This is a genomic window from Alloyangia pacifica (genome assembly GCF_020524285.1).
GTDB lineage: Bacteria > Pseudomonadota > Alphaproteobacteria > Rhodobacterales > Rhodobacteraceae > Salipiger > Salipiger pacificus_B.
In genome coordinates, this window is record NZ_JAIVKX010000012.1 from 1 (window position 1) to 13758 (window position 13758).

General features: G+C 65.6%; 16 protein-coding genes. 6 read left to right on the plus strand and 10 right to left on the minus strand.

Translation table 11 applies throughout. The annotated features are described in order from the left end of the window. From LC039_RS16865 to LC039_RS16880, 4 genes are all read right to left on the minus strand, one after another. On the minus strand, nt 1–134 hold a 134-nt coding region (locus LC039_RS16865), incomplete at its 3' end, for an NAD-binding protein (protein WP_413463849.1). A gap of 154 nt (nt 135–288) precedes the next feature. Next, a complete protein-coding gene (locus tag LC039_RS16870) occupies nt 289–1260 on the minus strand; it encodes a nucleotidyltransferase family protein (protein ID WP_226626625.1) in 972 nt (323 codons plus the stop codon). A 137-nt stretch (nt 1261–1397) separates the two neighbouring features. Continuing rightward, the gene (locus LC039_RS16875) at nt 1398–2264 is read right to left on the minus strand and encodes a hypothetical protein (protein ID WP_226626628.1); all 867 of its coding nucleotides are present in this window, start codon (nt 2262–2264) and stop codon (nt 1398–1400) included. Between the two features lie 271 nt (nt 2265–2535). Then, the gene (locus LC039_RS16880; protein WP_226626630.1) at nt 2536–2757 is read right to left on the minus strand and encodes a hypothetical protein; all 222 of its coding nucleotides are present in this window, start codon (nt 2755–2757) and stop codon (nt 2536–2538) included. A 593-nt stretch (nt 2758–3350) separates the two neighbouring features. Here LC039_RS16880 and LC039_RS16885 point away from each other — a divergent pair. Further along, complete coding sequence (locus LC039_RS16885; RefSeq protein WP_226626633.1) at nt 3351–4412, plus strand: NAD-dependent epimerase/dehydratase family protein; 1062 nt, start codon at nt 3351–3353, stop codon at nt 4410–4412. Between the two features lie 54 nt (nt 4413–4466). Here LC039_RS16885 and LC039_RS16890 read toward each other — a convergent pair whose 3' ends face one another. Beyond that, nucleotides 4467–4874 (minus strand): universal stress protein, encoded by a 408-nt coding sequence (locus LC039_RS16890; RefSeq protein ID WP_226626636.1) that lies wholly within the window; start codon nt 4872–4874, stop codon nt 4467–4469. A 280-nt stretch (nt 4875–5154) separates the two neighbouring features. On the opposite strand from LC039_RS16890, the gene LC039_RS16895 reads away from it, so the two are divergent. Next, nucleotides 5155–5850: a winged helix family transcriptional regulator gene (locus LC039_RS16895; protein ID WP_226626638.1), complete on the plus strand. Its 696-nt coding sequence runs from the start codon at nt 5155–5157 to the stop codon at nt 5848–5850. A gap of 44 nt (nt 5851–5894) precedes the next feature. On the opposite strand, the gene LC039_RS16900 is transcribed toward LC039_RS16895, so the two are convergent. After that, on the minus strand, nt 5895–6212 hold the full coding sequence (locus LC039_RS16900; RefSeq protein WP_224845517.1) for an antibiotic biosynthesis monooxygenase family protein: 318 nt from the start codon (nt 6210–6212) through the stop codon (nt 5895–5897). A gap of 203 nt (nt 6213–6415) precedes the next feature. Between LC039_RS16900 and LC039_RS16905 the strand changes: the two genes are divergently transcribed. The 4 genes from LC039_RS16905 to LC039_RS16920 all read left to right on the plus strand — a co-directional run bounded on the left by LC039_RS16905 (nt 6416) and on the right by LC039_RS16920 (nt 9928). After that, complete coding sequence (locus LC039_RS16905; protein WP_095883756.1) at nt 6416–7120, plus strand: DUF484 family protein; 705 nt, start codon at nt 6416–6418, stop codon at nt 7118–7120. Next, the gene (locus LC039_RS16910) at nt 7117–8043 is read left to right on the plus strand and encodes a tyrosine recombinase XerC (protein ID WP_224845515.1); all 927 of its coding nucleotides are present in this window, start codon (nt 7117–7119) and stop codon (nt 8041–8043) included. Before LC039_RS16905 ends, LC039_RS16910 begins: the two co-directional genes overlap by 4 nt. Before the next feature lie 53 nt (nt 8044–8096). Then, nucleotides 8097–8726, plus strand: a complete 630-nt coding sequence (locus LC039_RS16915; RefSeq protein WP_226626641.1) for a ribonuclease HII — start codon at nt 8097–8099, stop codon at nt 8724–8726. 89 nt (nt 8727–8815) lie between these two features. After that, the gene (locus LC039_RS16920; RefSeq protein WP_226626643.1) at nt 8816–9928 is read left to right on the plus strand and encodes a site-specific DNA-methyltransferase; all 1113 of its coding nucleotides are present in this window, start codon (nt 8816–8818) and stop codon (nt 9926–9928) included. Between the two features lie 303 nt (nt 9929–10231). On the opposite strand, the gene LC039_RS16925 is transcribed toward LC039_RS16920, so the two are convergent. Genes LC039_RS16925 through LC039_RS16940 form a run of 4 tightly spaced genes read right to left on the minus strand, consistent with a single transcriptional unit; the run spans nt 10232 to nt 13697 of the window. Beyond that, nucleotides 10232–10774 carry a cytochrome b gene (locus LC039_RS16925; protein WP_226626646.1) on the minus strand — a complete coding sequence of 181 codons (543 nt, stop codon included), beginning with the start codon at nt 10772–10774 and terminating at the stop codon, nt 10232–10234. Nucleotides 10775–10792: 18 nt separating this feature from the next. Continuing rightward, nucleotides 10793–11578 (minus strand): ABC transporter ATP-binding protein, encoded by a 786-nt coding sequence (locus LC039_RS16930; RefSeq protein ID WP_226626647.1) that lies wholly within the window; start codon nt 11576–11578, stop codon nt 10793–10795. Next, nucleotides 11575–12618 carry a FecCD family ABC transporter permease gene (locus tag LC039_RS16935; protein WP_226626651.1) on the minus strand — a complete coding sequence of 348 codons (1044 nt, stop codon included), beginning with the start codon at nt 12616–12618 and terminating at the stop codon, nt 11575–11577. Before LC039_RS16935 ends, LC039_RS16930 begins: the two co-directional genes overlap by 4 nt. Further along, nucleotides 12615–13697 (minus strand): ABC transporter substrate-binding protein, encoded by a 1083-nt coding sequence (locus tag LC039_RS16940; RefSeq protein WP_226626654.1) that lies wholly within the window; start codon nt 13695–13697, stop codon nt 12615–12617. Before LC039_RS16940 ends, LC039_RS16935 begins: the two co-directional genes overlap by 4 nt. Nucleotides 13698–13758: the final 61 nt, after the last annotated feature.

Sequence of the window (13758 nt, forward strand, 5' to 3'; positions counted from 1 at the left end):
GGCACCTCGCCGCGCTCGAGCATCTCGATCTTGCGCGGGTCCTTGTCGACGCAGACCACCTCGTGGCCGAAGTCGGAGAAACACACCCCGGAGACAAGACCGACGTAACCGGTGCCGATGATCGCAATCTTCATCGCAAAAAATCCTTAGAATAATAAAACAATAATCACGGTTTACCGCTCCGGCAGCACAACTCAAAGCAGATTCGCCCTGCTGCGTCCCATTGCGGCATCCTGAGGGGAGGAAGTGGTGCCAGAGAGGCAGGCACCAAGGTATTTCCTGTGGCCGTCACTGCCGTTTCAGCCGAAAATAGACCGGCTTGACCACGGCCCATTCCAGATCGGCCAGACGGGGATGGCGCGCCTTGATCAGCCGGCGCCGGTGGAGCGCCCGCGTCGCCAGATCCGGCGTCACGCCCGGCGGCAGGGGCATGCCGAAGAGTTCCTGCAGCATGAGCATCTGCAGATCGAAGGCAAAGCGGAAGCCACGGTTCCGGCGCAGCCCCAGAAGCCAGGGCCAGTCAAGCTCGGCCCTGTGGTCGCGGACCTGCGTGCGAAGCGGCAGCAGATAGCGCAGGCTGATGCCGCCCCGCGCGAGCCCGGTGTGATGCAGCATGTCGTGGCTGATGTTGATGAGCAGGCGCATCGAAGCGTCGGGCACGTAGAATTTCAGACCGTCGCGATGCTGCAAGTCCCGTCTCAATTCCCAGTCGCCCACCGTCAGATAGCGCGCGATGTCCGACTGCAGGCCCGCATGAAGATCAAGCGTGCCGACGTATCCTTCCTTCCAGAAGCTGCCGGGCGAATGCGCGTATTCACTGTCCTCGAGCCGCTCGAAGCCGGCCCGCGCCAGCACCCTCTGTGCCAGCGTGACCTCCTCCGGCTCCACCAGAAGATCGACGTCGATCATCATGCGGTAGAAGTCCGACGGATCGTCCTGAAGGGCCATTTCGCTGGCCCCCTTGATCAGGGTCGGCACGATATCCGCCGCGTTGAGCAGAGCCGTGCATTCCGCAACCATGGCCCAGAGATTGCTGTTCCGACGACAATTGAGGGAATCGAGCTCTCCGAGATAGGCCATGGCCTCGGGTTCTGCTGCCGGGATGTCGCCCTGGCGCAGCCTGTGGAACAGAGCCGGGGTGACGAACTCATCGTTCGCGGTCCCGATAAGCCCTGCCCAGTCCGGCCCATGACCAAGGTCGCCGCAGAGCGCGCGACCGAGACTTTCCAGCGGGGAAGACGCTGCGATGTCTGCTTTCATGTGCCTGTTCCAATGCCGAAAAAAATTGGCGAAACGCGATCGAAAATATGAACGCGGGATACTATAAAGAATTTGAAAAAATCACTTATCTACAATCACTTTCTACTAGAATTCCAATTACCATACCTCCACAGCGTTCACTCTTCGCAGAACCGCGACACCTCGGCGAGGGCCCGCGGCAAATCAGAATAGGTCAGGCAGCCAAAGCGCGCGCCATGAAGGCATCCCGCCATCGCCTCGAAGACCTCCGGCGACATCGCCTCTTCGCCCGACCAGGCAGCACCCAGCATCGCCTGGAATGCCTCGGACAGCGACAGGTCCGACACCGAGGCCGGGCCGCTGTCCTGCCGGTCAAGCTTGAGCAGCCGGCCGACGTCCTTCCAGCCAGCGTCACCGCTAAGCCCAAGGTAGCGCACGCTCTGCGCGTCCGGGCGCAGGTGCTGCCCAGCGCCCTCGATCTCGGCGCGGCGATGCTCGAGCAGCGACCACGAGCCCTGCTTGAGCGTCACCGGAAACGGCAACGCAGAGACTTCGCCGCTGGGCGACAACAGCACGATGTCGTCGCTCAGCAGCCCGAAGCCCGCGCTTTCGAGGGCGGTGGCGAGCGTGCTCTTGCCGGCGCCGGCATCGCCGAGCAGCAACAGGCAGCGCCCGGCTCTCTCGAGCTGCGCGGCATGCAGCATGACATAATTCGTATGATCGAAGAGGACCTCGGTCATCTTGATCTTGAGAAGCGGCACCGCCTCATGCGGCGCCACCCAGTCGATTTCCTCGTCGCGGCGGGCGATGCCGATCCGGTCGCCCTCGCGCTGCACCACGATGTGATCGTCGCCCCGGCAGGGCGACACGGCAAGCTGTGCGAAGCTGGGCATCAGTTCCGTCCGAAGAAGCTCATCCTCGAAGGCAACGACGACCCGCACCCCGGCGAGGTCGAAAACTTCCCAGCACGCAACGCGCGCGGGGCCACCCGCTGTTGCCAGCGGCTCGAGCGCACCGATCTGCATCAAATCCAGGAGAATGCCGCCACCTGCGACAGCGGCGGCATCCGAGGGCACGGACGCAACGCCAAGTTCGAACCCTGCCCATGCCTCGGCCACTGGGGGAGTGGCCGAAAACAGAAGCTCCTTCTCTGGGACCAAGAGAAGATGCTGGCGGTTCACTTGCGCCAGCGTGACCCCTGCTGCGGGGAGGACAAAAAGGTTATCACTCAACGAAATACGTCTTTTCAAAAGGAAGAAACATCAGGACGCCTGAAAATGCCGGCGTCCGGTTGGCTTAGTGATACTTGCCGTACTTCTTCTTCATTTTGAACTTGTGCTTATGCTTGTGCTTCATGCCGCCCGACCGGAAGATACCGCCGGCATCTGCCTTCATCGAGGTGGAAAGAAGCGCCGTCACCGCCAGCGGGGTCACCGCTGCGTATTTCCCGGCCTTGCCAAGCAGTTCGCGACGGCCAGGGGATTCCAGGGAGTCCCCCTGGGGGGTCTTATCTGTCATCTTGAAAACTCCTTTTTTCAATGATTCGAACTATAGCGCAGCGGCGGAGGTCTGCCAATTATCTTTAAGGCTGTATTAACCTAACGCCCGAATGCACTTTCCCACGCCACTCGAGAAGAGGCGTTTAAGATGCCGGTTTCTGTCAAGATTTTACCTTCAAAGACAAGATGTAAGCGGGAAGCCCGGATGAAGAACGCGCGCGCGCCGTCACCGTCTCACCGGCGATCCGTTCAGAAAATAGGCAAACAACCGTTTCCAAAATGGAAACACAATCCGCGGAAGTTTCTGCCTCTGGCGCGGCTCGTCTTGCGGCGCGTCATGAAGACCATGCCCAAGACCAAGCAATGCCTCGCTCGAATCACTCAAATGCGGCACAGTTGCGGTCCGACGCGGTGGACCGCTCGGTGCCGTGCCACCCGGGAGGGACGCTTACAAGGCACGCTCACAAGGCAAGTCGCCATCCGAATGAGCAGGGCTGGCGGAGCACCGAGCAAAGACCTTCGCAGGGAAGAAAGCGCTTGCTTTGACCGCAGGCTGCGCACAAGAAAGTAGACATTATTTTTTGATTTTTAATACTTGGTAGGAGTTCATTGATGCGCACCGCATTGGTCACTGGCTCTTCGGGCTTTATCGGCTACCACCTCTGCCAGCGACTGCTAGACGACGGGTTTCGCGTCCTGGGCATCGACAATCTCTCGGAATACTACGATGTGGATCTCAAGCTGCGCAGGCAGGCGCTGCTGCAGAAGCATCCGGATTTCTCCGTTCTCAACGGCGCAATCGAGACCAAGGGACTGCTTGCCGAGGTCTTCGCCCGCGAAACGCCCGACGTGGTCGTGCATCTGGCGGCGCAGGCCGGCGTCCGCCACTCGCTGGTCAACCCGCGCAGTTATCTAGAAAGCAATATGGCCGGCACCTTCGAGCTGCTCGAAGCGGCCCGCGCGGCACCTCCCGGCCACATGCTTCTGGCCTCGACCTCCTCGGTCTACGGCGCCAACACCGAGATGCCCTACACGGAAACCGACCGCACCGATCACCAGATGTCCTTCTACGCGGCAACGAAGAAGGCCACCGAGTGCATGGCGCACAGCTACGCGCATCTCTACGATCTGCCGGTGACGATGTTCCGCTTCTTCACGGTCTACGGACCCTGGGGCCGACCGGACATGGCGCTGTTCAAGTTCACCAAGGCAATCCTCAGCGGCGCGCCGATCGACGTCTACAACCACGGCCAGATGATGCGGGACTTCACATATGTCACCGATCTCGTGCAGGGCATCCGGCTGCTGATCGACGTGATACCGCAGCGGCCCGAGGATGGCATTGTGCCCGCGGGAGACTCGCTGTCGCCGGTCGCGCCGTGGCGGGTGATCAATATCGGCAACTCGCAGGCGGTGCCGCTCGGCGACTTCATCGCCGCCATCGAAACCGCCACGGGGCTCGAGGCGAAGCGCAACCCGATGTGCATGCAGCCGGGCGACGTGCCGGCCACCTGGGCCGATGCGACGCTGCTGCACGAGCTGACCGGCTATCGCCCCGGCACCAGCCTTGCCGAGGGGGTGCAATCCTTTGTCGACTGGTACCGCGAGTACTACGCGACCAACGACTGGGCGGAAACCTCCGCCGCGCCGCAAGACCTGCGCCGCATCTCCTGACGTCTCGGCGGGACACCCTCGGGCGCCCCCCCTATACCCTAGCTCCTCAGGCCCTCAGCGCAGCACGTGCACCGCGCAGTGGGCGTGGCGGACGACCACGGCCGCGGTCGAGCCCAGAAGATAATCGCTCATCGCCGGCTGGTGCGAGGCGATGATGATCAGATCGCAGCCGTTCTCCTCGCCGTATTCGAGGATCGACCGGCCGGAATGCCCTTCGATCACCATGCCCTTTGCGCCCGGCACTTTCGCCGCCATGTCTGCCAGTTCCTTCTCCAGCGCGGCACGGGACTGCGTGAGGTACTCTGCGGGCAGATAGGAGATCGCGTAGCCGGGGATATGCTCCATGACATGCAGAAGCGTGATCTTGGCATCCGGCTCCGCAAGCGCCTGCGCGACCTCGATCGACTTGTGTGCCTTGGAATCACTGTCAAAGGCGATGGGCACGAGAATGTTCTTGTACATGCGAGGCCTCCTTTCCTGACCTGAGGTGACTATGCCCCCTGCAAAGGGATAGCACCTTGATACAAATCATCCTCCCAAGCCGCGGGCGGCAACACAATTCGGGCACAATTGCGCGCTACCTCTGGTTTCGGGCCGCAGAACGCGCCGCCCTTCCCTCCGGGCCCCAGGGCTCCACGGGAGGACCCGGTTTCGCCGGCAGACCTGAAAGAACGGTCCCCTTCCCCAAGAGACTGGATTTGTCGCCGGCCCGATGCCCGCGGCCCCTAGGAGGAGCACGCCCATGCGTTACCTGATCGCCGAAACGACCTGGAAGATGATTGGCCTCGGCCATGCGCTGTCGCAGACCGGCACGCTGCTGACCCGATGCGAAGCCGCCGAGGACATCGAGGAATTCCACCGCATCGGCGCGCATGACCTCCTGGTGATCGAGGCCGCCGTGCTGCGCAGCCAGACCACGCTGACCCGCCTGCGCGAGCTGAACCCCGAGGTGCCGATCGCGCTCATCTCGCGCCCGGTGGATGGTGCACAGATCGCCGCCTGGCTGATGGCCGGGGCCGACACCGTGCTGCCTTCCGAAGCCTCCCCCGAGGAGATCCTCGCCCGGCTCGGCGCCGTCGCCCGCCGTGCGCATGGGGTCTCCGGGCCGATCAGCGACTGCGGCCCGCTGCGCCTCGATCTGGAAAAGCGCCGCGTGCATTTCGGCGCCACCACGCTCTCGCTTTCTCCCAAGCTTTACGAGATCCTAGAGTTTCTCGCCCTGCGCCCCAGTCGGCTTGCCACGCGCGAGACCCTTATGAACCACATCTACGGCTTCGAGAACGAGCCCGCGCCGCGGGTCTTCGACGTCTACATGTGCAACCTTCGCGCCCACCTCGCCCCGGTCGAGGCGGCGCTCAGCATCGAGACGGTGCGCGGCGAGGGCTACCGTCTGCGGGTCACCGAGCGCCGCGGCGCCGCGCGCACCATGGCGGCCTGAGCCAGCCCCGATGCGCCCCGCTCGATGTGCCCTGGGAGGCGGTGTCAGTAGACCGCCGCCACCTCGTAGAGCACTGGCTCGAAACTCCTGCACAGCTCGTTGAAACGGCGGTTCCAAGAGCGCATCTCGGAACTGCGCAGCATGGCCAGGAAGTCCTCGCGGTGTTTCCACTGAGAGTAATTGGCGATCCGGGTCTGCGCGTCGTTCACGTGCAGGCCCGCCCCGACGAACCCCGGCTGCTTCGAGATGAAAGCGTCATACGCCTCTTCCAGCGCCTCGAGCAGGTCCTGGCAGGTGCCCGGGCTGGTCTCGAAAGTCGTGACGACCGTCTGGGCGGAGCTTGGATGGGTGATGGTGGGCATGGGATCCTCCTCCTGTGCCCCGTGCAGTCTGCCAGAAATTCCCGCACGTCCAAAGCCTTCCCTTTGTTTCGCGGCCGTGCCGTCACAGCCTGCGGAAACACGCCGGTCGCCCGAGAAAAGGGGGCGCAATCGCGCAACGGACCTGATAAGCTCCCGGCAAAACACGGATCACCCGGAACAGGCACGGACAGACCGGAACAGGCATGAGCAGTCCCCGTATCGACGAGACGCTGCGCGAGCAGTTGCTCTCTCGCCCCGACATGATTCTCGATGACCGCGACCTGATGCAGGCGCTCATCGCGTCCAACGAACGCGCCATGGGCTCCAATATCGTGGACCTGCGCGGCATCGCGATGGAGCGGCTGGAGTCGCGCCTCGACCGGCTCGAGGACACCCACCGCAGCGTTATCGCCGCCGCCTACGAGAACCTCGCCGGCACCAACCAGATCCACCGTGCCATCCTGCGCATGCTTGATCCGGTGGCCTTCGAGCCCTTCCTGCGCGATCTCAACGGCGAGGTCGCGGCGATCTTGCGGGTCGATGTCATGCGGCTGGTGCTGGAAACCGGCCACCCCGACGACACCCGCGCCGTCAGCAAGCTCGGCGACGTGCTGTCGCTGGCCGAGCCGGGCTTTGTCTCCAGCTACCTCACCGAGCGCACCGACGCGCCGCTGCGGCAGGTCACCCTGCGCCAGCTCGGCGCCGGCGACACGCGCATCTTCGGCCCGCGCGCCGACCTAATCCGCTCCGAAGCCTGCCTCAAGCTCGACTTCGGCCCGCGCCGCCTGCCCGGCCTGCTGGTCATGGGCTCCGAGGATCCGCAGATGTTCACGCCGCAGCAGGGCACCGATCTGCTCGCCTTCTTCGGCGGCGTTTTCGAGCGCACCATGCGGCGCTGGCTCTCGTGAGCCTCGCGCTCACACCCGCCGCGCGCGACGCGCTGCAAAGCTGGCTGGAGCACGCCCGCGCGCTGAAGAACGCCTCCGAAAACACCATCACCGCCTATCGTGCCGACGTGGCCGAGTTCATTGCCTTCCAGACGATGCACCACGCCGAGCCGCAGGGGCTGAAGCCACTGGCCCGGATCACCACCCCGGACATGCGCGCCTTCATGGCGCATCTGCACGCGGGCGGGGCTGCACCACGCTCCATGGCCCGCAAGCTCTCGGCGGTGAAGAGCTTCTACCGCTGGCTGGCCGAGCGCGAGGGCTTCGAGCCCACCGCCGTGCTCTCGGCCCGCGCCCCGAAATTCCAGAAGAAGCTGCCGCGCCCGCTCACCGAGGACGCCGCGCGCGCGATGATCGACACCGTCGAGATGCAATCGCGCGACGGCTGGGTCGGCGCGCGTGATGCGGCCGTCGTCACCCTGCTCTACGGCTGCGGGCTGCGCATCTCGGAAGCGCTGGGGCTGACCGGCGCCGACTGGCCCTTCGGCGAGTCGTTGCGGATCATCGGCAAGGGGGGCAAGGAGCGCATCGTTCCGGTCATCCCCGTGACCCGCCGCGCGGTCGAGACCTACCTGCAGCTCTGCCCCTTCGAGATCACCCCCGAAAGCCCGCTGTTCCGCGGCGCGCGCGGCGGCAAGCTCAACGCCCGGCTGATCCAGTCGGTCACCGAGAAGGCCCGCATGCAGCTCGGCCTGCCCGCCAGTGCCACGCCCCACGCCATGCGTCACAGCTTCGCCACGCACCTGCTGTCGGCCGGGGGTGATCTGCGCGCCATCCAGGAGCTGCTGGGGCACGCCTCGCTCTCGACCACCCAGGCCTATACCTCGGTGGACAGCGTGCACCTGATGAAGGTCTACGAGGCGACCCACCCCAAAGCACGCTGACCCCACTCAGGCCCGCGCTTGCCCTGCCGCGCGCGAGAGCGCAGAACAGCGGCATGACTGGACCTGACACATCTTTCGAGTCGCCCTTCTGGGCCGAAGGCGCGCTGGTCGCCGGGGTGGACGAAGTCGGCCGCGGGCCCCTCGCCGGGCCGGTGGTCGCCGCCGCCGTGATCCTCGATCCGGCGCAGATCCCCCTCGGCCTCAACGACTCCAAGAAGCTCACCCTCAAACGCCGCGAAGCGCTGGAGCCGATCATCCGCGCGCAGGCGCAGGTCGGCCTCGGCGTGGCCTCGGTCGAGGAGATCGACGAGATCAATATCCTGCAGGCCACCTACCTCGCGATGCGCCGCGCCGTCGCCGCCCTGCCCGTGCAACCGGCGCACCTGCTGATCGACGGCAATCGCCTGCCGCCCGAACTGCCCTGCGCCGCGACACCTGTGGTTAAGGGTGATGGCAAGTCTGTGAGTATCTCGGCCGCTTCGATCGTCGCGAAGATATGGCGCGACAATCTGATGCGGGACTTGGCGCAACAGTATCCCCATTACGGCTGGGAAACGAACGCAGGGTACGGCTCCAAAAGACACATGGAAGGCCTCCGAGATTTCGGTGTGACCCCACACCATAGAAGATCCTTCGCACCCATACACAATATCTTGTATCAAGACGCAAACGTAAGGTCCTGATTTAAAAAAACAAATTGACCCCGATTCGCTGTTCCCTCATTTTATCCCCAATCCAAGAGCGCAAAAATGCGCCGGGGCAGAGGCAGAGAATGACAGCAATGACGAAAACCAAGGGCGCAACTGCGCTCCCACTCAACACGATTCTTTCCGGCGACTGCATCGAGCAGATGAACGCCCTGCCGGAGGCGTCGGTAGATCTCATTTTCGCGGATCCGCCCTACAACCTTCAACTGAAGGGCGATCTGCATCGCCCCGACAACTCCCGCGTCGACGCCGTCGACGACCATTGGGACCAGTTCGACAGCTTCGCCGTCTATGACCGCTTCACCCGCGCCTGGTTGAAGGCCGCGAAGCGCCTGCTGAAGCCGAACGGTGCGCTCTGGGTGATCGGCTCCTACCACAACATCTTCCGCGTCGGCGCGGCGCTGCAGGACGAGGGCTACTGGATCCTCAACGACGTCGTGTGGCGCAAGTCGAACCCGATGCCGAACTTCCGCGGCAAGCGCTTCACCAATGCCCATGAGACGATGATCTGGGCCTCGAAGAGCGAAGGCGCCAAGTACACCTTCAACTATGAGGCGCTGAAGGCGCTGAACGAAGGCGTGCAGATGCGCTCCGACTGGGTTCTGCCGATCTGCAACGGCGGCGAGCGCCTCAAGGACGCGAACGGCGAGAAGGCGCACCCGACGCAGAAACCCGCCTCGCTGCTGCACCGCGTGCTGGTCGGCTCGACCAACCCGGGCGACGTGGTGCTCGACCCGTTCTTCGGCACCGGCACCACCGGCGCCGTCGCCAAGATGCTGGGCCGCGACTTCATCGGCATCGAGCGCGAGGACGCCTATCGCGAGGTTGCCGAGAAGCGCATCGCCTCGATCCGCCCCTTCGACCGCTCGTCGCTGGAAGTGACCCGCGCCAAGCGCGCCGAACCCCGCGTGCCCTTCGGCCAGGTGGTCGAGCGCGGCATGCTCAACCCCGGCGAGATGCTGGTGTCCTCCTCGGGCAAGAGTGCCAAGGTGCGCGCCGACGGCACGCTGATCGGCGACGAGGTGAAGGGCTCGATCCACCAGGTCGGCGCCCAGCTCGAGGGCGCGCCCTCGTGCAACGGCTGGACCTACTGGCACTTCAAGCGAGAAGGCAAACTGGTCCCGATCGACGTTCTGCGCCAGCAGATCCGCGACGAGATGGCCGAACGCCCGAACTGAGTTTCAAGAACAAGACAAAGGTTTCACGACCGCCGGTGCCTGCTGCGGCAGGCACGAACTTGCCCCGCCAGCGCTTCCGCGCGGCGGGGTTTTTTCTGTGTGACGCCGGAATGAAGCCAACCGAATCGAGGCCCGCAGCGCCGCCGTCCAGTGGCCGACCGCCCCCGGGCGGCCGCTATTGCATCGCCGCAGCGCGCGCAGACGCACGGCGGGATGTCACGACAAAGCGCCCCACCACACCCGTTGGAAGCGGCAGCCCGCGGTAACCTGCCGGCCTCCGCCGCTCTTGGAGAGCGTGTTGCCTCAGCGCCGCCCGGCCATCTTGCGCAGCGTGCCGTCGCGCCAGAGGCTCTCGTGCACGCCCACCATGGCGATATGGCCCGCGATCAGCACCGCCAGCACCCAGCCCAACTCGCCGTGCAGCAGCCCGGCAAGGCTGGTCGCCCATGCGATCTCAACCTCGCGCGGCGCGAAAACCTCGATGCCGAAGGGCGCAAACCCCCGCGTGCCGCCCCAGGCGCGCAGCAGGGCGAGCGTGGGAATGGCAATCATCAGCGCATAGAGCAGCCCGTGCCCCGCTGCCGCCGCCTTGGCGACCAGCCCGGAGCCATGATCTGGGCGGCGCTTACGGCTGGCCAGCGCCCAGAGCGCCCGGACCACCACCAGCCAGAAGATGACGAAGCCCACCGGCTGGTGCGTACCGACGAAGAAACCGACGAAATCATTGCGTCCGAAGATCAGCTTCAGCCCCATGCCGAGGAACTGCCAGAGGATCAGCACCGCCACCGCCCAGTGCAGCAGCCGTGAGACCGCGCCGTATCGTTCAGAACTATCGAAAATCTCCATTGTAATCTCTCCTGAAAATCAGGGCTGCGAGAGCCCGTCGACCATGACCATCACGCGCCCTTCCGAGCAGCGCTCGACCCGCGCATCGATGCCGTAGACCTGCGACAGGCTCTGCGGCGTCAGCACCTCGCCCGGCGCGCCCGCGGCGCGCAGCGCGCCGCCCTCCAGCAGCACCACCCGGTCGGCCCATTGCGCCGCCAGCGCCAGATCGTGCAGCACGGCGATGACGATGCGCCCCTCGCGGGCCAGCTTGCGCGCCTCCGACAGCAGGTGGAATTGCCGCGCCAGATCGAGCGCCGAGGTCGGCTCGTCGAGCAGCAGGAGCTTGGGGTCGCGGATCATCGCCTGCGCCAGACCCACCGCCTGCCGCTGCCCGCCCGAGAGCGCCGCCATCGGGCGCAGCGCCAGATCGGCGAGCCCGAAGCGCTCCAGCACCTCCAGCGCGTGACGCCCCGCTGCGGGGCCACGCAGCGCCCGCCCGGCCAGACCGCCACCGGCGTTCATCGCCACCATCAGGCTGTCGAGCACGGTCAGCGCCGAGCGGCTCTCGAGGCTCTGGGGCATGAAACCCACCAGCTTCGCCTGCTCGGCGCGCGGCAGGGCATGCAGCGCCTGTCCTTCAAGCGCGATCTCGCCCGTCGACGGCAGCAGGCCGGCAATGGCCCGCAGCAGCGTCGACTTGCCCGCCGCATTGGGCCCGGCGATCACCGCGAATTCACCGACGGCGAAGGGCGGCAGGCTCAGCCCGTCGATGACCTTGCGCGGCCCGCGCGCAACGGTCAGATCCCGAATATCAAGGCTCATCGTGCCTCCCTCCGCAGCACCAGCGCAAAGAACACCGGCAGCCCGACCAGCGAGGTCACGATCCCCACCGGCAGCAGGATGCCGGGCACCAGAAGCTTCGAGGCGACCGAGGCCAGGGACATCAGCAGCGCCCCGGTGAAGAGGCTCGCGGGCAGCAGGAAACGGTGATCCTCGCCCACCGCCATGCGCGCGATATGCGGCCCGGCGAGGCCGACGAAGCCGATGACGCCGACCATCGAGACCGAGGCCGCTGCCAGCAGACTTACCCGCACCAGCGTCCAGCGCCGCAGGTGAGCAACGTCGAGCCCGAAGCCCTGCGCCTGATCGCTGCCGAGCCGCAGCGCCGTCAGCCGCCATGACGCGGCGAGCGAAAACGGCAGGCAGAGCGCCAGCACCAGCGCCAGCACCGCGATACCCTCCCAGCGAGCATTGACGAGGCTGCCCATGGTCCAGAACACCAGCTGCTGCAGCGCGTCGGGCGAGGCGACGAATTGCACCAGCGCCAGCAGCGCCGCGGCGGTGAAGTTGACCGCGATGCCGAGCAGGATGACTACCTCGGAGCCGCCGCCGCGCAGGGCCGAGGCGAGCTGAAGCAGCCCAAGCGCCAGCAGCGCGAAGACGAAGGCGTTGGCCGAGACCGACCACAGCGCGGGGATGCCCGGGATCGCAAGTCCGAGCACGATCGCCACCCCCGCCCCGAGCGCCGCCGAGGCCGAGATGCCCAGCGTGAAGGGCTCGGCCAGCGGGTTGTCGAGCACCGTCTGCATCTCGGCGCCCGAAAGCGACAGCGCCGCACCCACCAGCAACGCCATGACCGCCACCGGCAGGCGCACCTGCCAGACGATCACCTCGGCGGCCTTCGGCACATCCCCTGCCCCGGTCAGCGCGCCCAGCACCTGTTCGAGCGGCAGGCCCGACGGCCCCGACACCAGGTCCAGCAGAACAGAGGCCAGCGCCCCGACCCCCAGCAGCACCACGAGCAGCACCCGGCGCTGCGTGCGCCGCGACTGTTCGGCAAGAATGGAATCGACCGCGCTCATTCGGCGGAAATCCAGTAGCTGCCGGTCATCTCGACCGGCGAGAAGCGCTCCTCGAACTCGGCCATGGTGGCCATCGGGTCGAGGTCAGGGAAGAGGTCGGGATGGATGCGCTTGGCCAGCGCCTCGATCAGCGCGATATGCGCTGGAAAATCGTTGAACAGGTGCCAGATGCCGATCGCCCGCCCCTCCTGCACCGCGCGCAGGTCGGCAAAGCCGGGCGTCTCGAGCAGATCGGCAAAACTCTGCTCCGCCGTCTCGGTGTCGATGCCCGCCCCCAGCACCAGCCCGCCGCGCGCCTTCATATGCGCGCCGCCCGTGGCCAGATAGACATCCGGGTCCGAGGCCAGCAGGTTCTCCAGCCCGACATTGCCCATCACCCCCGGCACGCTGTCGCGCCCGATGTTGTAGCCGCCCGCCGCCTCGACGAACTCGTCGAAGACGCCCGGGCCGACGGTGGCGCAGCAATTGGTCGGCGCGGCGTGCACGTGGATGAAGACCCGCGGCGGCGCGGGCTGCGCCGCCTTCAAGCTGTTCCGCACCGCATCCAGATGATCATTGTAGAATTCGGCGAACTCTCCGGCCTTGTCCTCGGCGCCGGTGAGCTCTCCGATCAACTTCAGGCTCGGCAGGGTGTTCTCAAGTGGCGCTGTGAAGAAATCGACAAAGGCCACAGGGATGCCCGCCGCCTCGAGCTGGCGCAGCGGCATCTCCATCTGCGGGTCGCGCGCGTCCATCAGGCTCAGCAGCACAAGGTCCGGCATCAGCGCAATGGTGCTCTCGACCGACAGCAGCCGGTTTCCCGCCCCCACGGGCGTGACGTCGGCCAGCGCCGGGAACTTGGCGAGATAGGCGTCATAGGTCGCCGGGTCGAGCCCCTTGTCCTGCCGCCAACCCGCCAGCAGCGCGACCGGATCGGCCTGCAGCATGCCGAGGACCGCCAGATGCCGGCCCTCGCCCAGGACGATCCGCTTTGCGGGCTGCTCCAGAACCACCTCGCGCCCGGCAAGATCGGTCACGCGGATCTCGGCCCGCGCGGACACCGTGCCAAGCGACATCACGAGAGCGACGAGGAGACTCACCAGCAGCCATTTCAAGAGGAGTGAATGCGGATGCCTGAGACGCAGCGTCATGGGAGTCCTT

Excerpts from the sequence above, each read along its gene's own strand:
- LC039_RS16870 (WP_226626625.1), bottom strand. The coding sequence starts at position 1,260 with ATGAAAGCAGACATCGCAGCGTCTTCCCCGCTGGAAAGTCTCGGTCGC.
- LC039_RS16875 (WP_226626628.1), bottom strand. The coding sequence starts at position 2,264 with ATGCAGATCGGTGCGCTCGAGCCGCTGGCAACAGCGGGTGGCCCCGCG.
- LC039_RS16880 (WP_226626630.1), bottom strand. The coding sequence starts at position 2,757 with ATGACAGATAAGACCCCCCAGGGGGACTCCCTGGAATCCCCTGGCCGT.
- LC039_RS16885 (WP_226626633.1), top strand. The coding sequence starts at position 3,351 with ATGCGCACCGCATTGGTCACTGGCTCTTCGGGCTTTATCGGCTACCAC.
- LC039_RS16890 (WP_226626636.1), bottom strand. The coding sequence starts at position 4,874 with ATGTACAAGAACATTCTCGTGCCCATCGCCTTTGACAGTGATTCCAAG.
- LC039_RS16895 (WP_226626638.1), top strand. The coding sequence starts at position 5,155 with ATGCGTTACCTGATCGCCGAAACGACCTGGAAGATGATTGGCCTCGGC.
- LC039_RS16900 (WP_224845517.1), bottom strand. The coding sequence starts at position 6,212 with ATGCCCACCATCACCCATCCAAGCTCCGCCCAGACGGTCGTCACGACT.
- LC039_RS16905 (WP_095883756.1), top strand. The coding sequence starts at position 6,416 with ATGAGCAGTCCCCGTATCGACGAGACGCTGCGCGAGCAGTTGCTCTCT.
- LC039_RS16915 (WP_226626641.1), top strand. The coding sequence starts at position 8,097 with ATGACTGGACCTGACACATCTTTCGAGTCGCCCTTCTGGGCCGAAGGC.
- LC039_RS16920 (WP_226626643.1), top strand. The coding sequence starts at position 8,816 with ATGACAGCAATGACGAAAACCAAGGGCGCAACTGCGCTCCCACTCAAC.
- LC039_RS16925 (WP_226626646.1), bottom strand. The coding sequence starts at position 10,774 with ATGGAGATTTTCGATAGTTCTGAACGATACGGCGCGGTCTCACGGCTG.
- LC039_RS16930 (WP_226626647.1), bottom strand. The coding sequence starts at position 11,578 with ATGAGCCTTGATATTCGGGATCTGACCGTTGCGCGCGGGCCGCGCAAG.
- LC039_RS16935 (WP_226626651.1), bottom strand. The coding sequence starts at position 12,618 with ATGAGCGCGGTCGATTCCATTCTTGCCGAACAGTCGCGGCGCACGCAG.